This is a genomic window from Bacillus timonensis, assembly GCF_000285535.1.
In the GTDB taxonomy this organism is placed as follows: domain Bacteria; phylum Bacillota; class Bacilli; order Bacillales; family Bacillaceae_L; genus Ferdinandcohnia; species Ferdinandcohnia timonensis.
The window spans coordinates 58103-76390 of sequence record NZ_HE610985.1; the positions used below are offsets into that span (position 1 = coordinate 58103).

Consider the following 18288-nt stretch of genomic DNA (forward strand, 5'->3'; position numbering starts at 1 on the left):
ATCATTAGTGATGTTGCAAAAATTAATTTTAATCCTAAAAAAGAATAATGATAGGGGCTTGTGAAGAAACTGATAAAGTATTATAGATTATCCATCTTCCTATTGAGTTAACGGGAAGCTATAGTTATACAAAAAAACACCGTACTAATATTCGGTGTTTTTTGTATGAGAATTACCTTCTATTCGTAGTCTTGTACTTTAAAATCGAACCCGTAACCCTTAAAGACTATTTTCTAGTGGGTTAGATATGAATAATTGCTCAATTATAGCTTCAAGGTTGTATAGGATTATCTGTTATTTCCTTGGTTGTTATCTTTCCTTCTTAATCCTAAAAGACCAGCTAAACCAAGTAATCCAATCCAGCCCCAATCCATATCGTCGTCATTATCAGCGTTAGCAACGTCATTTCCATTTTGTGCAAAATGAGTGATTTCGCTCCCAGCGTTATCGTTAAAATCTGTGGCATGAGCTGTAGATATACCTAAAAGCATTGCAGTAAGCAAAAAAGTACAAAATGAAAATTGAATTTTTTTAGACATAGTTTCCCTCCTTTCATAATTACTACCATTAATGTTTGTAATTGCATGAATAATTATTCAAGAGGTAATTAGATATTAAAAAAACTGTGAAGCAGTACACGTAAGTAAACGGTGGACTTAACACAATAAAGAACAATCTATCAGCTGCTAGTAATGTAGAATGGATTCAACCTGTATGATGTTAATCAAATGAGACAGTCTATTGGCTTTCAATCAAATATGAATAACAAAAGAAACTTTTTATATAGTTATCCGTATATATAGTAATGAAAGTTGAAAGGAGTCACTATGGAATCAATATTATTATTTTCAGTTATTATTGGGTTGGCCTCTACTCTCATTCTTTTTCCGTTTTTACGAAGTAATAAGGAGAAGGAAAATAAAGCAAAACCTCAAACCGGTCTCTTCTTACTAAGTGTGGTTTTATCTACCACTCTAGTTTTTATTTTTTTCTATCTTACGAATCTTGACCGTAATTTTTCGTCGGTTTGGATTTTAGCACTAATCGTTACCGCTGCTGGCGCATTCTTAGCAACGGGGATAGAAAGAAAAATGAAAGGTGTTTTATTTTTAGGAAGCCTTTTATTTTGTATTTATTTAGGAACGGCTTTCCTATTTAATGCAGATGAAAAATATGAAGTTGCTACCATGGCGCAAGAAACGGAGATAGAAGTGTTTGACGAAACCAAAACACCAGCTAGCGTGCCTCCACAGTTTGCGCGTAATAAAATGAAAAAGGCATTTGGCCAAGTTCCAGATACGAGTTATTATGAGCTTGGGAATTTGCAGATTCAAAAGGTAAACAACGAATATGTGTATATTGCTCCTATCGAATTTTCTGGGTTTTTCAAATGGTGGAATGGGAAAAATACCCCAGGATACTTCACGATTAGTGCAACGGATTCAACAGATAATCCTAAGTTTGTGAAAACAGAAATGTCTTATACACCATCCTCTTATTTTCAAAAGGACCTAGAACGTCATATGCGCATGAAATATCCAAATATGATCTTTTACGGGGAGCCTCAGTTAGAAATCGATGAGGAAGGAAAGCCTTTTTATATTCGCTCATATGGAGAATTTATTTCAGCACGAAATGGTTTTGAAGTTAACGGAATCGTCCTTGTTGACCCTGCATCTGGGAAAACAGAGATGTATGCATTAAAAGATGTCCCTTCCTTTATTGATGGAGCTGTATCCCCAGAAGTGGTTAGCTTGCAAAATAGCTATTTTGGGAATTATGTCAATGGTTTCTGGAACAGCAAATTTGGAAAATCTGATGTAAAACTTCCATCAGATGAAGGAACCGAAGCAAATGTTAGTCCGATTTTCGATGAAAATGGGGATATGTATTATTTCACTGATTTTACGAGTCCGAAAGAGGGCGTTGACTCGATGCTAGGATATTCCCTCACGAATTCAAGAACAGGAGAGGCTACTTATTATACTGGTAACTTACAAGAATCGTATATGGATTCACATGGTGCTCTCCAAATAATTGAAAAGAAATTCATTGAAAAGAAATGGGATGGCGAAATGCCGATTCTCTATAACTTTTATGGTGAGGCAAGTTGGTTAACCCCAGTATTGGATGCGAATGGATTTTTACAGAATTACTTTATCGTCTCCGCTGCTAATCCGGAAATTTCCGTGTACGGTAATACGCCAAATGAAGCGTTAAAGCTATATAAAACAGCATTGCAACGTGGTGGTGGAAAGGTTGACGGAACCTCGGAAGCAACAGAGAAACAAGTGAGCGGGAAAGTCGTGCGTGTCTATAAAGAAAAAGCAGACAATGCAACAATTGTTTACTTCTTATTGGATAATAACCAAAGTTACATGATTTCGTCTGAGAATACGCCTAAAGCAATTTATTTACAGGTAGACGATACAGTGAATGTAACTTACCTTGAAACAGGGGAAGAATTCTTACCAGCAAAAGCCTTGGTGATTCAAGGATTACATTAATATTTTCTGTAGAAAGTGTCGGTCGGTGACCGACACTTTTTTGTGAAATTAAAATTTAATAAGTTAAATAAACAACTCCTTTTTTGGTAAAATATAACATGCGATAGTATATAAAAGAGGTCTTAAACAATATCAATTTCTCAGGGGGTTAAAGAGTGAAGTGTAAATTAAGAATACCGATGATGCTATTTCTATTTGGATTTGTTTTCAGGAATTTATCAATATAACCCAATTGTCATTATCTTCAAAGAAAACTTCATTCTAAGTAGTATTCAATACTTACTTTCAATAGGAATTCCAATCTATGTATTAGAGAAGACAGGAATACATGAGAAAAAGGTAAACTTCGGTATAGGGATTGCCTTAATAATCTCAGGATTAGGGGCAGATTACATATTGGTAAGTAGCTAAAAAAGTTCCCCTCAAATAGTCGAAGGGACTTAATTAGTCTACATCCAACAAATTTACTTTCCTTATTATCATGTAAGGTTTCGAATATTAATTGTGATGTTGTACTTTTTGACAGAGAAAACTTTTCTTAAAGGATGACGGATATTTTTTACTGAAAAATAAACAAGCACGATTTTATTGAAATAGAGATGGAATAAACGAAAGTAGATAGAAAATACTATCAAAAACAGGAGGTTTACTTGTGAATAAGGACCAATTGGGATTGATAGAAAAAATAAGAAAAGCAGAAGTTCAACAAAGTGAGAGATGGATTGATTATTGGAACGACTACTCTCATTTCCATACATGGCAATTTTGGGTTGTCTTGGCAATGTTTATTCTTCCTCTCATCGTATTATTTCTATTTATCGACCGAAGAAAAATATTTCAATTAGGTTTTTATGGATATGGGGTACACGTCTTTTTTGCAATTTCCGATGTAATTGGAGTAACAAGGGGATGGTGGATTTATCCATATAAATTACTACCGGTTCTCCCTTCTAACGTAGCGCTTGATTCATCTTTCGTTCCAGTAGCCTATATTCTTCTTTACCAATATACCCTGAATAAGAATAAAAATTATTATTTTTGGCTTCTCCTTCTTTGCCTTGTTCTTGCATATTTTATAAAACCCCTATTACTGGGGATTGGTTTATTTCAGTTTGGAGGCAAAGAAAACTTTTTTCAATTATTTTTGTATTACATAATTGTTGGGCTGATAGCAAAATGGATAACAGATGTATTTCTGTTTTTAAGTAAATCGAATAAATGGAGCCTCTTTCGGCCACACCAGGAATAACAGGGAAAAACGCCTGTGTTTTTTTTCATAGCTCGGTAGTAAGATATTCTGTTAAGTGCAGTAATGATCCGGAGAAAATATCTATTCAATTAGTAAAAGGTGAATTTCTAAAATGAACTAAAAAGGCTATTAAAAAAAGGCGGTCATTCATTTGGTCGCTTTTTTATGTAAAATATCTCTAATAGAAATGGAATAATATGTTAGTATTGTGGTTGCCTGTGGTAATATTTATGGTCTTTATTCGAATCGTGTAAAGATTGTTAATTTAAGGTACATTGGAGGGGATTATAGTTAAAAGGTTGCTGATGATTGCCGGAGTTACGATAATATTTGTTGTAATAATTGCAGCTGCATTCATTACGTTCATTGAAAGCTCAAATTTTATGAAGGATGACTGGACAGGAGAACCGCCTGATATAAAGCTAGTTTTTGAGGAGGAGCAAATCATAATGATGCACTCCAACTTGAGTTGGGCTCGGTCTGATGGTTCAGAAAGCAAATCGGAAAATCATCCTGTTGAAGCCGCTACTAATCATTCCAATCATAAAAAGTTACCTCGTGAAAGTAAATTGAAAATTGTTGTGATAGATCATGAAAATAAACTAGACAATGCTATTCTATCGGCTTTTCTATGGGAAAATGAAAAAAAGAACGAAGAACTTGAGATTCGTAACGAGTATTTGCTACTTCCAAATAAGGTAGGTACATTCACTTTGGCTATTCAACTTAAAGATGAAAGTGGGTATGTAGAAAGCGTCACTACTATTGAATTATATTAAGTTCTATTAAATGAAATATTCAAATGATTGAGGTGATAGAATGTCAATAAAGGGGATTAACCATCTGTTATTTTCAGTTTCTAATTTAGATTGTTCAATAGAATTCTATAAGAATGTGTTTGATGCAAAATTACTAGTTAAGGGTAGGAGTACCGCATATTTTGATGTAAATGGTATGTGGCTTGCCCTTAATGAAGAAAAGGAAATTCCTCGTAATGAAATAAGCCAATCCTATACACATATCGCTTTATCAATAGAAGAAACTGAATTTGATAACATCTACCATAAACTTCAAAAATTGAATGTAAACATATTACCGGGTCGTCAGCGAGACGAAAGAGATAAAAAGTCAATTTACTTTACTGACCCAGATGGTCATAAATTTGAATTTCATACAGGTACCCTACAGGACCGGTTGGATTATTATAAAAAGGAAAAAACACATATGGAGTTTTGTAATTAAATTTATTCCAAAAATGAAGGAGAGCTATGCGAAGGTACTTACCTATTTTGCTTGCCTTAACAATTTGTTTTTTCATTGTTGGTAGTACCAATTTAAATAGCGCCATAGAAGACTATACTCAACTGATATTGATATTGTAAAAATTCGACTTTCACGATATGGAGAGAATATTTCACTGAAGAGGAAATAAGTGAACTATGCGCGTTTATTACTTTTACCACTACTTCACAATACTTTGGTGCAATGATGAGACTAGAGGCTATTAATTGAAATTAGGCCTCTTTGGTGATTATTGGATGGAACGTAGTGGGTAGTTGAGGAAGGAAAATCAGATAGAAAAGAGGTAATAAAAAATGATTTCTTTTAGAAATGTTCAAGCTACAGATTTAGAAGAGTTGATATGCATTGAAAATGAAGGCTTCACAGCAGAAGAGGCTGCAACAAAAGAAGCTTTTATAGAGAGGATTCAGTTAATTGCGGAAAGCTTCATCGTGGCAGAAAAGGAAGGTGAGTTACAATAAACAAGCACTTGAATATTATTGGCCGGTCATCTTTTCCATTGAACATTTAGAATATTTACTCGAAAATAGCTCAAAAAATGACAATTGTCCTGTTTTATCAGCTAAAACCCTTTCCCAATTGATTTATGTATGTGAAAGAATGGCTATTGCCGCCAATAGAAAACAATCACCCACTATAAAAAATGTACCTGAAATTAAAGAGTTTCCAAGTATACAGAACGAGATTATTACCTTACAAAAGTCCCTTCAAATCGATGAAAGATCTACTGATTAAAATAAAGCGTACTTCTTAACAAGAATTGATAACAGCCCGCTCCTAGCAAGAACGTAGGAGCGGGTATAAATAATAATTGAAATGAAAGGGTGCCCCTTGTACTATCAAAAGGGCTCTTTTTTTAACCCTCAATCGTACCTCTTTTGGTAAGATAACAGAAGTTTGCTAATCCATATGTTAAAACAATGTTTAACTGATTTTCTAATTTGTTAAATTCGAGATGGATATTTCTGTTAAAATTAAGAAAGAGGTTCTTCAACTAACAGGGCAGGTTTGTGGAATAAAAAATCACAAAAGTAATGTCTAATAAAAAGGTAATGCAAAAATTGAGATGATGCACATTAGAATCATTACACGACATAAATAAAAATAAGGGGGGTATAGTTATGTGGTTAATATTTGGGGTTATTGCAATAGTAGTAACTGTTATAAATCTTTCTTTGTATGCAGCAGGAAAGGATTATAAACTTGCTATGGCGATGGCATTGTCATTTACAGCATTAACAATTTGTGCAGATTACAGTTATCTAACTCGGTGGGTAAAAGTGGAAGATTGGGCGGCTTTATCGGATGTAATACCTGGTATGGCAAGGGCATTTTGGTTTTTGACAATTGTTTCTATCTTGCTAAATATCGCACCTATATTTTTAGAACGAAAACGTATAAATAGAATAAGTTAGAAAAATAAAAAATAAAAAGAGAAAGAAGGAACCAGGAAGGTGGTGATGAACATCAAGGTTAGGAATCTTTATTATCTGATTGCAGGCATCCTTGCAATTCTGTTTGCCTTGACGCACGCATGGAACGGGCAGTCCACTGTGCTTCCGAAGCTCAATATGGAAGCGGTATCGGTGGGCACCCAAACAGTATTCACGTATGTCTGGCACATCATTACGGTGGAGAATCTGGTCTTTGGTATAGCTTTTATTATCATGTCATTTCACGCTGATCAATCGAAAATCCGGTTTTCCGCATGGTTGATTGTGATTATCCTAATCGTCCGATTGTTGGTTATTCTTGGAGTAACGGCATCTTTTGAAGTGTCGGTGCTTCAGGACACGCTTATAGATTCGATTGCCATCGTAATCTATGTTGCTCTCATTATATTGGGCATAAGAATGAAGAAAAAGTAGTTAAAATAAAGTTGTACTGTATTCTCCCCTTTGGATATTTTATCTAAAGGGGTGGTTCGTTGTAAAACCGTCTGAACTGATCTTATAGAAACCAGTGAAATGAAAAATGGCTTCGAAGCGCACTAGAATTACACGAAGCAGAACATAAGTGGCTTCAATTTCTGATTTAATGTTTATAAACGAACGGGTGCTTGTGCGGCCGAGCTTAGGTCGTATCGTATAGCGGGTGGGATTCCCGTCGAGTAAGAACTAGCCATTCGCTCGTAGCGAGTCTTGGAGGGCTAAAGGTAACTTTAGTCTTTAAGCGTAGACAGTTAGGTAGTGGGCCGAAAGCCAAATGGTTGAAGGGATTGAGCTCCATAATGTTAGTAAATCGAGAGGGCTGATGCCTTAAGCACAGCAGAAAGCTACATTTTATCTTTCGTCAAAGGCAAGAAGGATAAAACCTCTCTGGAGTCAGAGACCTTGGCACGCTACACATTGATATGATACGGCAACTCGGGAGACCCTACCGGTCTTTTCTTTTTTTTTAGAAGAGTATGGTCTACAAGCGATAACAAGCAAGGAAACCAAATGCCGTGTAGGGAGTCGGATAGCAGCGTAGTACCAATGAAGTTGGGTAATGCCAATGGAGGAAAGGCTAGCTACCAGTTATCACCCTTACTAGGGACACATTTACTACACACAGAGGTAGGGACAATAAATGGAAACAAAACTACTAAGGATAGCAGAATTAGCAAAATCTGATCCTAAAATGAAGTTTACATCTCTTGCACATTTATTAAATGAGCAATCACTAATAAGATGTCACCATGAGTTACCTAACAAGAAGGCAACCGGGGTTAATGGTACAACTAAGGGGCAATACAGTGAAAATCTAGAAAAATACATAGAGGATTTAGTAAATAGGCTTAAAAGCAAAAGCTATCGCCCTGTTCCAGTAAGGAGAATGTACATTCCAAAGCTCAATTCAAACAAGAAAAGACCATTGGGAATACCGGAGCATGAAGACAAGATTGTACAGAAAGGCATAACGAAAATATTAAATACCATCTATGAAAATGATTTTCTAGACTGCTCATTTGGATTCCGTCCCAATCGTAATTGCCACGATGCGTTGAAAATACTGAACCACTATATTGAAAAGAGGTCAGTAAATTTATGTAGTAGATGTAGATATAAAAGGATTCTTTGACAACGTTGACCACAAATGGATGATGGAGTTCTTAAAACTGCGAATCTCTGACCCTAACCTATTAAGATTAATCAATAGGTTTCTTAAAGGTGGATATATGGAGGAAGGTAAGAAATACAAGACAGATAATGGCACACCGCAAGGTGGGGTAATATCTCCGATATTAGCCAATGTCTACCTCCATTACGTTCTCGACCTATGGTTTGAGAAGAGGGTTAGAAAACAGTGTATAGGACAATCATTCATGGTGAGGTATGCAGATGATTTTGTCTGTTGTTTTCAATCTAAAAGTGAGGCAGAACAATTCTTTCAATCATTGAAACTAAGATTAAAGAAGTTTAACTTAGAGATAGCTGAAGATAAAACTAAAATTATTCCCTTCGGAAAGTTTGCGGATAAGGATGCAAAACAAAGGGGAACAGTAAATCAGCAACCTTTGATTTCCTAGGTTTTACGCACTATTGTGGGAAAAGTAAACAAGGAAAATTCCGAGTGAAACGAAAGACAAGTAGGAAGAAAATCCAAGGAAAACTCAAAGAATCTAAGGAATGGTTAAAGAATAATAGAAATAAAGATATTCATATGATTATGGATAGATTTAGACGCTCTCTTTTAGGTTATTACAATTATTATTGCATCACAGATAATACTCAAAGTGTAAATAAATTCAGGGACAAAATCGGGTACTTACTGTTTAAATGGCTCAATAGAAGAAGTCAAAGGAAATCATTTACCTGGGATAAATTCAGACTCTTTCTTAAAAAAATACCCATTACCTTACGCAAAAATCAAGGTTAACATTTATGACTTAAGAAAAGAGATTAGCTATATTATGTGAAAGGTAACTAGGAGGAGCCGTGTGCGTTAATTGCGCAAGCACGGTTCTGTGAGGGGGGAGGAATACAATCTACCGTGAGGTAGAGAGATTCCCTTCTACTCGACAGTTAACAAGAATAAATACAAAAAACGCCGTTACAAATTTCTGTGTTTCTTTTGTATATGATTTAACTTGCTATTTTCCCATCTGTTTTTAGTTTTGTACTTCAAAACAGAACCCGTTACTATTATCTTACATTTTTTCTCGTTACAAAAAGTGGCTCTACCAAAATATGATAACTAGAAGGTATAATACTCATATTTGTTGAATGTAAAGTAAACAGAAGAATTGTTTACAATCTATTATCCAAAAAGATAGAAATCTGGGCATTGCATAGAGTTCGATGAAGATTAGTGATTCTATTGGAAGGGGAGATTTGTTATCAAGAAAATGGTTTTTGTTTTCATCCTTATTTTCCTCCTAGTAGCGGGGTGTAATAATGTTGAGCATAATATAGAATTAGGAAAGTCTCTTAATTCGATTGTAGTAGATAAAACCAAGGGTGAGATAAGTCTTAAATCAATAACGACTTTCGATTGGGAAAAGGCATTTCTATTTACGCCGTATAGTACCCAAAAAGGAATAGAAGAAGAATTGGGCATTGACTTCAAAGACCCAAGTAATATCGATTTCAGAGACGATATCTATCTAATGGTATTCGTTAACGATGATCAAGTTATTCAATATGTTGAAGTAGAACGTCAGGGTGCTGATTTCACAATTGGAGAAAAGAAGTATCTAACCCCTTCTGATGACGTAATACAAATTAATAGATTTTAAGGGACAGTTTAAAAAGTTAGATTTGCTCATAAGTATGTTGAAGGTGTGTGAAAAATTGAAAACGAGAAAAGAAGCGATTGAATACTGTATGAAATTGGACAATACATATGAAGATTATCCATTTAATGATAAAAACTGGACTTTAATGCGACATAATGAAAACAAAAAGGTTTTCGCGTGGATATTTAATAAAGATGACCATATTTGGATGAATGTAAAGTGTGAGCCTGATTGGTTGGATTTCTATCGACAGAATTACTCTTCAATCGTTCCTGCTTTTCACCTGAATAAAGATCATTGGAATTCTATTATTCTTGACGGCACCATTCCAGATGAAATTATATATGATCTGATTAGACGGAGCTATCATTTAACGAAGAAAAAATAAAACACACAAATAGTATCCAATTTCTATTGATAACATGAATGTTAAGGAAATTATTTAAATAGAATAAGTGAGCTTGAACCTCTTTTTAACAAGCAATTTCGACTTTTACGGTCAATAAAAAAGGAGGAAATAAACAATGAAAATTGGACTCATAGGTGACAGTTTAACAGAAGGTCATCCTGGAGTGTCTTTTGTTACCATTTTACAAGAAAGCTACCCAAATATTTCATTTGATAATCTTGGCAAACCAGGGGAGACAGTTAAAAGTTTGTATAACCGTTTAACAAAAAGTAAAGTAGAAACAAATTATGAACAGATTTTTCTTTGGATTGGAGTCAATGATGTGTATTCTAAATTGTTGAATGTCCAAGCACAGCCTATGGCAAATGATCTCGATGAATTTAGGGAGTACTACAACAAAGTATTAAATATGGTTATTGCGTCTGCTAAACAAATTGTTACGGTTTCGCCAGCATTAGTGGGTGAAATTACAAAGAATGAATACAACAAAGAAATAAAAAATGTAACCTCTATCATCCAATCCCTTTCTAGAGAACATGTACATGTAAGTTTTTTGGATATGCATTCAGTATTTGAGAAACGCCTTTCTAAAGTCACTAGTTCAGATTACCTCAGTATCAACGTTATGAGAGTGATGATGGATGTTCTCCTTTATAAAAACCCAACTCGCATTGACAAGTTATCAAAGAAACGAAGACTATACTTAACATTAGATGGAATCCATTTAAATAGTGCAGGTGCAGCACTTGTTGCGGACGAATATTCTACGATGATAGACCGACTTTTATTCAACGACAATAAGTCCATTGAATAATAACTACTTTTTATATGAAGGTAGTAATTGCAGGCAATAGGATAATTGCCAAAAGGAGTAGGTGGTTTTGATGGACTCAACAGATAAATTCACAGACAAAGCTGAGATATATGCAAAATCTCGTCCCAGTTACCCCCTTGATTCTAAAGCTGGCTTAAATAAGGATTGTCTTATTGCCGATATTGGATCTGGGACTGGGATTTTAAGTAGGCAGCTTCTTGGAAGGGGATGTACTGTAATTGGAGTGGAGCCAAATGATGATATGAGAACAGTAGCTGAACAAACAATAAAGCATGGTTCTCGTTTTATTTCGATTAAAGCCACGGCTGAAAACACAACATTGAATGATAATAGTATAGATTTAATAACGGTAGCACAGGCATTTCACTGGTTCGACATGGAGCAGTTCAGATTGGAATGTCAACGTATTTTGAAAGAGGATGCAAAAGTGGCCCTTGTTTGGAATAGCCGGCATGGGTCAAGCGAGATAAACAAAGAATGTGGTGATATTTGCAAAAAGTATTGTCCGAATTTTAAAGGTTTTAGCGGTGGAATGGAGGAAAAGCCAATTCCTTTTCATCAGTTTTTCAAAGATGGAAAGTATGAATTCACCTACTTTCGTAATGACTTGCAACATAATTTAGATGAATTTTTAGGTAGATACTTATCTGCTTCCTATTCCCCAAAGGTGACCGACATGGAATATACACCCTTTATTACTGCATTAACGAAACTATTTGAAAAATATAGCAACAAGGATACAATCATTATTCCAAATAGAACAAGAAGCTATTTGGGAAAGGTATGATGATTTCTGATGAATAATGTTTAGTAGTCTTTAACCGTAATAGAAAGTAGTGGGGGATAAAATGAAGAATTATGACATAATATTTTTTGATATAGATGATACGCTTTTTGATTTTGCGAAGTCGGAGCAAGCAGCTTTTATGAAAGTCTTTGAGGAATATAATTTAGAAACTAACCTAAAACAATACGAAGAGAGTTACCAAGAAATCAGTAAAGGGCTGTGGAGAGATTTAGAAAACGGAAAAATGAGTCTTGGTGAACTAGGTTCAGAGAGATTTAGGAGATTATTTTTAGAACATAAGCTTGAAATAGACGGGGGTGTATTCAATCAAGAGTATTTAACATTTCTTGGAGAACAAACCCACCTCGTTCAAGGAGCTGAAAAAGTTGTTGCTGATCTCTCACATAAGCGCTTAGCAATTATTACGAATGGGTACACGAACGTACAAATTTCAAGAATGAACAATTCCCCGCTAAAAGGTAGATTTGAACATCTGATTATCTCTGAATCCACTGGATTTCAAAAACCACAAACAGAAATTTTTGATTATGCATTTCGTAAGCTCCAAATTACAAATAAATCCAACGTCCTAATGGTGGGTGACTCGTTAACTTCTGATATTCAAGGTGGAATGAACTATGGGATTGATACTTGTTGGTTCAATCCTGCGTATAAGGAAAATCATACATCTATAACACCTACATACGAAATAAATAAATTAGAAACCCTGTTAGAGATAATAAAATAAGTGCATTCAATTTTTGACGAAAGTAAAACGGAAACAAGCAGCAAATAAATGGTGAAGGAAGGTGGTGGAGGTATGAAAAATAAATTAAAAGATGCTGTATATGGATTTGCTGTTGCTGACGCATTAGGAGTTCCCTATGAATTTAAGAAGAGAGGAACGTTTAATTGTTCGGATATGGTCGGTTATGGAACATGGAATCAGCCAAAAGGAACTTGGTCGGATGATACATCAATGACGATAGCAACATGCAAAAGCATAAAGGACAAGGATACGATAGATCCAGAAGATATCATGAAGAATTTCAAATCATGGTATTTCAATGGGACATTTACAGCGCATAATGAAGTATTCGACATAGGCGGCACAACAGAACAGGCTATATTAACTGGCCAGGGGATAAACGACGTAAATGCAAATGGGAATGGGTCACTAATGAGAATACTTCCGCTCGTATTTACAAATTGTACAAAAGAAGAAATCATAAAGGTATCGAGTTTAACACATGCACACGAGTGGTCAACAAATGCTTGTGTTCTATACGTAGCAATCGCAAAAAGTCTTCTGAATGGGGAGAACATTAGAGAAATCCTACAGAGTATAAATGGTGCTGAACCTTTCAACAGGTTGCCTTATATTCACAAGCTTCTAGAAGAAGAAATTCGTTCTAGTGGCTTCGTTGTAGAAACATTAGAGGCAGCTCTATGGTGTGTAGCAACAACCAGCAACTACCAAGACTGTGTATGTAAAGCCGTGAATCTAGGTAATGATACCGATACAGTAGCTGCAATAGCTGGAGGGCTCGCTGGTATTATTTATGGTTTTGAAAACATACCAAAGAAATGGATTGAAGAATTAGCAAATAAAGAGTTAATGAATAAATGTTTATTTTGAAATAGGTATGGGTCCAAAGTAGAAATGTGGAATGCCTCACCTAATATAGATTTAGTGCATAATTGTCTTCTTAAAATGCCTCCAGAAGAAAGGATAAAATGGGTGAAGAAAACAAGAACAGCGGCCATTCATGGCTGCTTTTTTCATATATAAGGGTACGGTGTTGTTCGATAAAATCATTGTTTAATCTTTCTTGACAGGACATGCTACTCTGCGATACTATATAGTCAGTAATTAGTAATACAGAATACCGGTGATACAGAGTACTAAAATAGTAGCATAATACAAATGAGGGAAAACAATTGGAAAATATTACAGAAATGCTGAAAGGGGTACTTGAAGGTTGTGTGCTTGAAATTATCAGCCGTGGCGAAACATACGGGTATGAAATTACGCAACAACTTCGAGAACTCGGATTTACGGATGTAGTTGAAGGAACAGTTTATACGATTACCATGAGACTTGAGAAAAACAATCTAGTGAATATCGAGAAAAAGCCATCCACTATGGGACCTCCGAGAAAATTTTACACACTCAACGAGGCTGGACAAGAAAAGCTAAAAAACTTTTGGGAAAAATGGAACTTTATATCCAGTAAAATGAATCAACTCAAATCGAAAGAAACTAAAAAGGAGAATGTAAAATGAGTATTTTTGAAAAAATTATCGGAAGTCTGGAAGACAAGCGGGAGTGGAAAGCAATGGAGGCACGTGCGAAGACACTTCCAACTGAGTACTGCAATGCTTATAAAGCGATCCAAAAATATATGTGGACCGCTGGAGGTGGTCCAACCGACTGGAAGGACAGCAACCGTATCTTTTGCGGCATTCTCGACCTGTTTGAGGAAGGTGCAGCACATGGCAAGAAAGTTACTGACCTTACGGGCGAGGACGTGGCTGCCTTCTGCGATGACCTAGTGAAAGATGAGAAAACGTGGAGTGATAAGTATCGCAAGAAGTTGAACGATACAATTGGTCGTAGTAAAAGATAAATCTTAATGCATGGTTCAACAACTTTCATGGATTGACTGTATAAAAAAATGGATTTGAGTTAGAAGGGTGCTCTCCTAAGAAGGAGAAGCACCCTTTTTTGTAGAATTATTTGAGTATTCCTTCATTAACAAACGGTGCATTTTTGTTCTTGTTGTACTTTGCATGATTAAAATAACATATGGTTTTAACGTGTTTATTTATAAAAATAAATCCCTGCGACTACCGGGGTAGGTTAATTTAAGAATTATTATGGTAAAAGGGAGGGGAATGTATAGTTGGATAATCACAAGTTTAATGAGTTTATTAAAATAGCAAAAAATCTAAATGAAATTGAAATTATTCCTTTGTTAATGGGTTCGGTTGGTTTAGAAGTTGTTACAGGAAAGGGTTGGGATGCAGTAGACTTAGATATTCATGTGCCTGGTGATAAAGGAGGATGGGAAGTACCGCCCGAATTAAATATACATAACTGGAACGAGATAGTGGACATTATGAAGTCAAAGGGATACAGCTTAAGTGATTTGCATGAACATGAATTCTCTAAAGATGGATTGTCAGTTGAGTTTGGTATTATTGACACATTACCAAGTTTCGCAGGAATACAAGTAGAGGATTTAGAAATGCAGCAAATGGAAGGGATAAAGTATTATTTACTAAATCCTCATCAGTATTTACGTGTTTATGAATCTTCATCTAGGGATAGTTATCGAGCAGATAACAATAATAATAAAGATATAAGAAAAATAGATTTCTTAAAAAGAATGATAGATGATAACCTAAGGGGGATTTGCTCTAAGAAGGATTAAGCACTTTTTTGTTGTGTTGAATTCATTATTGAACAAACAGAGCAGGTTAGTTGAAAAATAACATCAATATTAAAAGGCTTTTTTCATAAAAACCTCCATTCCAAGTTACTCTTAAGAGGAGCAATTAAAGAAAATCTTATTAAAACTAACGGATGCGTTGAGCTAAATAGGATTAATGCCTTAACTTATATTGCTTTTTGAAAATTCTACAATTTGTTATAATGTACTTTGTAAGTAAAGGAATTAGAGTATACAGAGGGAGTGCTTAAAAACATGGAATACATTACACTTAATAATGGGATAAAAATGCCAATCGTAGGTACAGGTACAAATACTTATGGAAAAGTAAATAACGAATATAACGGTGCGTTAACAAATGAAATTCCTGAACTTGTATCAGCACTTGAGTTAGGATACCGATCAATAGACGCAGCTATCATTTATCGAAACGAAGAACTTGTCGGAAGAGTTTTAGCAGAGGGCATAGTCCCTCGAGAAGAGTTATTTATTACGACAAAGGTTCCAGCCAACGAAGAATATATTTCTTCAAAAGAAGCTACTCGAGTAGCTATAGATAATAGTTTAAAAAACTTTCAAACTGACTATCTCGACCTGCTTCTTATTCACTTCCCTATTGAAGACAAAGTTCAACTTAAAAACACTTGGGAAGTCTTTGAAGAATATTACGAAGCGGGCAAACTAAAAGCAATAGGCGTTTCAAACTTTGGAAAAAATCATCTAGATGAATTGAAAGAATTTGCTAAAGTGAAGCCAGCTGTTAACCAAATACAAATTAACTTAAAAGAACCGAACAAGGATCTCCTTGCAGTATTAAAAGACGAGGGCATTACACCTGTTGCGTGGGGACCTATGAAAGCAGAAGCCCAACAAAAAGAAGTTTTGGATGAAATCGGCAAAGCTTATAAAAAATCTGGTGCACAAGTCTTATTAAGATACCAAATCCAACGCGGTGTGGTCGTTATTCCTAAATCACACAACCCTGAAAATCAAGCATCTAATATAGACCTTTTCGATTTCGAATTAACTGCAGAAGATATAGAAAAAATTGAAAACTTATAATGAGTTAGTCCTTCATCCTAGTGATATCAATTATATTACTAGGATTTTGATTTTTTTAAGACAATGAGATTGGAGTAGTACCGTTTTTAAAGGGGGGGCAGGTCTGTTGTAAGAGTAATATTTTTATAAAATATTACTATAACGAGTAACTTTCGTTTATATGAGTTAAAGCTTTTTTCTAATTCAAGTAACGGTGTAGGATTCAGGAAAACCGATTTCAGAACGAATAATGATGAGTAGGTTAGGTGGAAGCAATGATATCAGAATTGAAAAAAATTGATTTCCATAAATGCAAAGACTTATTAAATGAGCAAGGTCAAATAGAAGCTAGAGCAGTGGTCGAAGGAGTAAACCCTGGTCGTATTTTTGTAGATGATGTGGACTCTCCTTCTTCGGGGCTTATTTGGTTAGGTAATAACGATGGTTTTATTTTTATTGGAAATGAAAGGAACGAAGGGTTCAATACCCAATTAAATCATTTTATAGATGCGGTAATTGTACCAGAGGCAAGAAAGGTAGGATTAACTTGGTTTGAGGGTATTGGTAATCATAGTAACTGGGATGAAACGATTAAAAACGTATTTAAAGACCGAGTCTTAGGAAGCTGGAATCAAAGGGTTTATACGTTGCAAAAAATCGTTTATAAAGGCACCTCTAATCTTACTATTGAAGAAGGATATAATATTGTCCAAATTAGTGAAGTGCTTTATAATAACAGCGACAAATCAATTAAAAACATTGAATTTTTACATTCCAAGATAGAAGAGTTTTGGTCTTTACCAGAGAAGTTCTTTAGTGAAGGCGTTGGTTACTGTGTTGTTTATAATAATGAAATTGTAAGTGTGTGTTTTTCAGGTTTTGTAGTTGACAATGTTCACTGTATTGATATTGAAACTTTGAAAGAGCATCAAAGTAAAAAGTTAGCACAAAAAGTTGCTTTAGCATTCGTAAAAGAATGTTTGGACAATAATCTAGTTCCGTATTGGGATTGTATGGAATCCAACAACCCTTCGATTGCGGTTGCAGAGAATATAGGATTTAGAAATGTATTTAACTATAAGGGATATGAATTTAAGCTGTATTAGGTTTTAATTCAACCAACGGGTGCGATCATCCAAAAACGATTATCGCTTATTGTTGTTGAAGATATTAAATTAAAGGAGCAGTTTCGGTGAACAAGATTATCAAATAAGTACTAACTGTCTATGATGATGGTAATGGAGGGAAGCCATTTGAGAGGAACCAAAATACTACCTTGGAGTGAAGATTGGGAAAAATCATATAGTCAGGAAGAGAAAGTGTTGAAAGGGATAGTAAAAGATGAATTAGTTGAGATTTTTCATATTGGAAGCACCTCAATACCAACAATAGGCTATGCCAAACCGATAATCGATATTTTAATGGTTGTTAAGGATATTGGAAACGTAGATTTATATAATAGTGAAATAATTTCATGGGGGTATGAACCGAAAGGTGAGAATGGGATTGTTGGAAGAAGATATTATATAAAAGGCAAGGATAATAGAACACATCATTTACATATCTTCCAAGTCGGAAGTGAACACATCAAAATTCATTTAGATTTTAAAGAATACCTAATACACAATCCTTCGGAAGCTCAAAAGTATGGAGTGTTGAAAATAAAATTAGCGAAACAATATCCAAATGAACATCATAAGTATCAAGCGGGAAAACAGCAGTTCGTTAATGATTTAGTGGATAAAGCACAAGAATGGGCATCGCAGAGAAGAGGTTTTTATTAGTAACGATGCAGTTCATGAAATATGAATATAGGGAGATTTTGAAGAATGATAGTTTAACTATTAGGTGCGTTGATCTAGAAGGATTAACCACCTTTTTTGTTGAATTCATATGAATAAGTGAAACGAATAGCTAAACAGAAATCAATATGTATGAGGTGAAATGAATTGAATATTAGACTTGCTGAAGAAAAAGACATTG

Annotated in this window: 25 protein-coding genes and 1 pseudogene; 25 read left to right on the forward strand and 1 reads right to left on the reverse strand. The window is 34.9% G+C overall.

The annotated features are described in order from the left end of the window. Positions 1 to 287: 287 nt before the first annotated feature. A complete protein-coding gene (locus BTHG_RS00600) occupies positions 288 to 539 on the reverse strand; it encodes a WGxxGxxG family protein (protein ID WP_010280811.1) in 252 nt (83 codons plus the stop codon). A 288-nt stretch (positions 540 to 827) separates the two neighbouring features. On the opposite strand from BTHG_RS00600, the gene BTHG_RS00605 reads away from it, so the two are divergent. The 25 genes and pseudogenes from BTHG_RS00605 (at position 828) to BTHG_RS00715 (ending at position 18089) form a co-directional block, all read left to right on the forward strand. After that, the gene (locus BTHG_RS00605) at positions 828 to 2507 is read left to right on the forward strand and encodes a tryptophan-rich sensory protein (RefSeq protein ID WP_010280813.1); all 1680 of its coding nucleotides are present in this window, start codon (positions 828 to 830) and stop codon (positions 2505 to 2507) included. A gap of 195 nt (positions 2508 to 2702) precedes the next feature. Further along, positions 2703 to 2918: a hypothetical protein gene (locus BTHG_RS26565; RefSeq protein WP_010280816.1), complete on the forward strand. Its 216-nt coding sequence runs from the start codon at positions 2703 to 2705 to the stop codon at positions 2916 to 2918. Between the two features lie 241 nt (positions 2919 to 3159). After that, complete coding sequence (locus tag BTHG_RS00615; RefSeq protein ID WP_010280819.1) at positions 3160 to 3756, forward strand: CBO0543 family protein; 597 nt, start codon at positions 3160 to 3162, stop codon at positions 3754 to 3756. Between the two features lie 305 nt (positions 3757 to 4061). Beyond that, positions 4062 to 4535, forward strand: a complete 474-nt coding sequence (locus BTHG_RS00620) for a hypothetical protein (protein ID WP_010280822.1) — start codon at positions 4062 to 4064, stop codon at positions 4533 to 4535. Between the two features lie 40 nt (positions 4536 to 4575). Next, positions 4576 to 4998, forward strand: a complete 423-nt coding sequence (gene fosM, locus BTHG_RS00625; RefSeq protein WP_010280825.1) for a FosM family fosfomycin resistance protein — start codon at positions 4576 to 4578, stop codon at positions 4996 to 4998. A gap of 168 nt (positions 4999 to 5166) precedes the next feature. After that, a pseudogene (locus BTHG_RS27215) lies at positions 5167 to 5268 on the forward strand (carboxymuconolactone decarboxylase family protein); the annotation flags it as partial. Between the two features lie 83 nt (positions 5269 to 5351). Further along, positions 5352 to 5519 (forward strand): hypothetical protein, encoded by a 168-nt coding sequence (locus BTHG_RS26065; protein ID WP_010280828.1) that lies wholly within the window; start codon positions 5352 to 5354, stop codon positions 5517 to 5519. Next, complete coding sequence (locus BTHG_RS00635; protein WP_010280831.1) at positions 5506 to 5793, forward strand: hypothetical protein; 288 nt, start codon at positions 5506 to 5508, stop codon at positions 5791 to 5793. Before BTHG_RS26065 ends, BTHG_RS00635 begins: the two co-directional genes overlap by 14 nt. Positions 5794 to 6179: 386 nt before the next feature. After that, on the forward strand, positions 6180 to 6473 hold the full coding sequence (locus BTHG_RS00640; RefSeq protein ID WP_010280834.1) for a hypothetical protein: 294 nt from the start codon (positions 6180 to 6182) through the stop codon (positions 6471 to 6473). 45 nt (positions 6474 to 6518) lie between these two features. Beyond that, a complete protein-coding gene (locus BTHG_RS00645) occupies positions 6519 to 6926 on the forward strand; it encodes a hypothetical protein (protein WP_083849023.1) in 408 nt (135 codons plus the stop codon). A gap of 703 nt (positions 6927 to 7629) precedes the next feature. Continuing rightward, positions 7630 to 8121 (forward strand): reverse transcriptase domain-containing protein, encoded by a 492-nt coding sequence (locus BTHG_RS27555; protein ID WP_269719473.1) that lies wholly within the window; start codon positions 7630 to 7632, stop codon positions 8119 to 8121. Positions 8122 to 8143: 22 nt separating this feature from the next. Continuing rightward, a complete protein-coding gene (locus tag BTHG_RS27560; RefSeq protein ID WP_269719474.1) occupies positions 8144 to 8569 on the forward strand; it encodes a reverse transcriptase domain-containing protein in 426 nt (141 codons plus the stop codon). A gap of 140 nt (positions 8570 to 8709) precedes the next feature. After that, a complete protein-coding gene (locus BTHG_RS27225) occupies positions 8710 to 8919 on the forward strand; it encodes a group II intron maturase-specific domain-containing protein (protein ID WP_232284422.1) in 210 nt (69 codons plus the stop codon). Between the two features lie 673 nt (positions 8920 to 9592). Beyond that, a complete protein-coding gene (locus tag BTHG_RS26570) occupies positions 9593 to 9778 on the forward strand; it encodes a hypothetical protein (protein WP_148361125.1) in 186 nt (61 codons plus the stop codon). A 55-nt stretch (positions 9779 to 9833) separates the two neighbouring features. Next, complete coding sequence (locus BTHG_RS00665; RefSeq protein ID WP_010280839.1) at positions 9834 to 10166, forward strand: MmcQ/YjbR family DNA-binding protein; 333 nt, start codon at positions 9834 to 9836, stop codon at positions 10164 to 10166. 136 nt (positions 10167 to 10302) lie between these two features. Then, the gene (locus BTHG_RS00670) at positions 10303 to 11001 is read left to right on the forward strand and encodes an SGNH/GDSL hydrolase family protein (protein ID WP_010280841.1); all 699 of its coding nucleotides are present in this window, start codon (positions 10303 to 10305) and stop codon (positions 10999 to 11001) included. Positions 11002 to 11071: 70 nt separating this feature from the next. Continuing rightward, positions 11072 to 11809: a class I SAM-dependent methyltransferase gene (locus BTHG_RS00675; RefSeq protein WP_010280843.1), complete on the forward strand. Its 738-nt coding sequence runs from the start codon at positions 11072 to 11074 to the stop codon at positions 11807 to 11809. Between the two features lie 61 nt (positions 11810 to 11870). Further along, the gene (locus BTHG_RS00680) at positions 11871 to 12557 is read left to right on the forward strand and encodes a YjjG family noncanonical pyrimidine nucleotidase (protein ID WP_010280845.1); all 687 of its coding nucleotides are present in this window, start codon (positions 11871 to 11873) and stop codon (positions 12555 to 12557) included. Positions 12558 to 12629: 72 nt separating this feature from the next. After that, positions 12630 to 13448, forward strand: a complete 819-nt coding sequence (locus BTHG_RS00685; protein WP_010280846.1) for an ADP-ribosylglycohydrolase family protein — start codon at positions 12630 to 12632, stop codon at positions 13446 to 13448. Between the two features lie 302 nt (positions 13449 to 13750). After that, positions 13751 to 14095 carry a PadR family transcriptional regulator gene (locus BTHG_RS00690; RefSeq protein ID WP_010280847.1) on the forward strand — a complete coding sequence of 115 codons (345 nt, stop codon included), beginning with the start codon at positions 13751 to 13753 and terminating at the stop codon, positions 14093 to 14095. Further along, complete coding sequence (locus BTHG_RS00695; protein WP_010280848.1) at positions 14092 to 14439, forward strand: DUF1048 domain-containing protein; 348 nt, start codon at positions 14092 to 14094, stop codon at positions 14437 to 14439. Before BTHG_RS00690 ends, BTHG_RS00695 begins: the two co-directional genes overlap by 4 nt. 276 nt (positions 14440 to 14715) lie before the next feature. Further along, entirely contained in the window at positions 14716 to 15246 is a 531-nt protein-coding gene (locus tag BTHG_RS00700; protein ID WP_010280850.1) for a hypothetical protein, read from the forward strand. Between the two features lie 273 nt (positions 15247 to 15519). Next, entirely contained in the window at positions 15520 to 16326 is an 807-nt protein-coding gene (locus BTHG_RS00705; protein WP_010280856.1) for an aldo/keto reductase, read from the forward strand. A 254-nt stretch (positions 16327 to 16580) separates the two neighbouring features. Next, positions 16581 to 17411, forward strand: a complete 831-nt coding sequence (locus tag BTHG_RS00710) for a GNAT family N-acetyltransferase (protein ID WP_010280858.1) — start codon at positions 16581 to 16583, stop codon at positions 17409 to 17411. A gap of 147 nt (positions 17412 to 17558) precedes the next feature. Continuing rightward, the gene (locus tag BTHG_RS00715; RefSeq protein ID WP_010280861.1) at positions 17559 to 18089 is read left to right on the forward strand and encodes a GrpB family protein; all 531 of its coding nucleotides are present in this window, start codon (positions 17559 to 17561) and stop codon (positions 18087 to 18089) included. Positions 18090 to 18288: the final 199 nt, after the last annotated feature.

What these genes read in the sequence shown, in the direction of transcription:
- BTHG_RS00670 (WP_010280841.1), top strand. Translation starts at nt 10,303, where the DNA reads ATGAAAATTGGACTCATAGGTGACAGTTTAACAGAAGGTCATCCTGGA.
- BTHG_RS26065 (WP_010280828.1), top strand. Translation starts at nt 5,352, where the DNA reads ATGATTTCTTTTAGAAATGTTCAAGCTACAGATTTAGAAGAGTTGATA.
- BTHG_RS00620 (WP_010280822.1), top strand. Translation starts at nt 4,062, where the DNA reads ATGATTGCCGGAGTTACGATAATATTTGTTGTAATAATTGCAGCTGCA.
- BTHG_RS00600 (WP_010280811.1), bottom strand. Translation starts at nt 539, where the DNA reads ATGTCTAAAAAAATTCAATTTTCATTTTGTACTTTTTTGCTTACTGCA.
- BTHG_RS00645 (WP_083849023.1), top strand. Translation starts at nt 6,519, where the DNA reads ATGAACATCAAGGTTAGGAATCTTTATTATCTGATTGCAGGCATCCTT.
- BTHG_RS00605 (WP_010280813.1), top strand. Translation starts at nt 828, where the DNA reads ATGGAATCAATATTATTATTTTCAGTTATTATTGGGTTGGCCTCTACT.
- BTHG_RS00695 (WP_010280848.1), top strand. Translation starts at nt 14,092, where the DNA reads ATGAGTATTTTTGAAAAAATTATCGGAAGTCTGGAAGACAAGCGGGAG.
- BTHG_RS00680 (WP_010280845.1), top strand. Translation starts at nt 11,871, where the DNA reads ATGAAGAATTATGACATAATATTTTTTGATATAGATGATACGCTTTTT.
- BTHG_RS27225 (WP_232284422.1), top strand. Translation starts at nt 8,710, where the DNA reads ATGGATAGATTTAGACGCTCTCTTTTAGGTTATTACAATTATTATTGC.
- BTHG_RS00640 (WP_010280834.1), top strand. Translation starts at nt 6,180, where the DNA reads ATGTGGTTAATATTTGGGGTTATTGCAATAGTAGTAACTGTTATAAAT.
- fosM (WP_010280825.1), top strand. Translation starts at nt 4,576, where the DNA reads ATGTCAATAAAGGGGATTAACCATCTGTTATTTTCAGTTTCTAATTTA.
- BTHG_RS00685 (WP_010280846.1), top strand. Translation starts at nt 12,630, where the DNA reads ATGAAAAATAAATTAAAAGATGCTGTATATGGATTTGCTGTTGCTGAC.
- BTHG_RS00710 (WP_010280858.1), top strand. Translation starts at nt 16,581, where the DNA reads ATGATATCAGAATTGAAAAAAATTGATTTCCATAAATGCAAAGACTTA.
- BTHG_RS00705 (WP_010280856.1), top strand. Translation starts at nt 15,520, where the DNA reads ATGGAATACATTACACTTAATAATGGGATAAAAATGCCAATCGTAGGT.
- BTHG_RS27560 (WP_269719474.1), top strand. Translation starts at nt 8,144, where the DNA reads ATGGAGTTCTTAAAACTGCGAATCTCTGACCCTAACCTATTAAGATTA.
- BTHG_RS27555 (WP_269719473.1), top strand. Translation starts at nt 7,630, where the DNA reads ATGGAAACAAAACTACTAAGGATAGCAGAATTAGCAAAATCTGATCCT.
- BTHG_RS00675 (WP_010280843.1), top strand. Translation starts at nt 11,072, where the DNA reads ATGGACTCAACAGATAAATTCACAGACAAAGCTGAGATATATGCAAAA.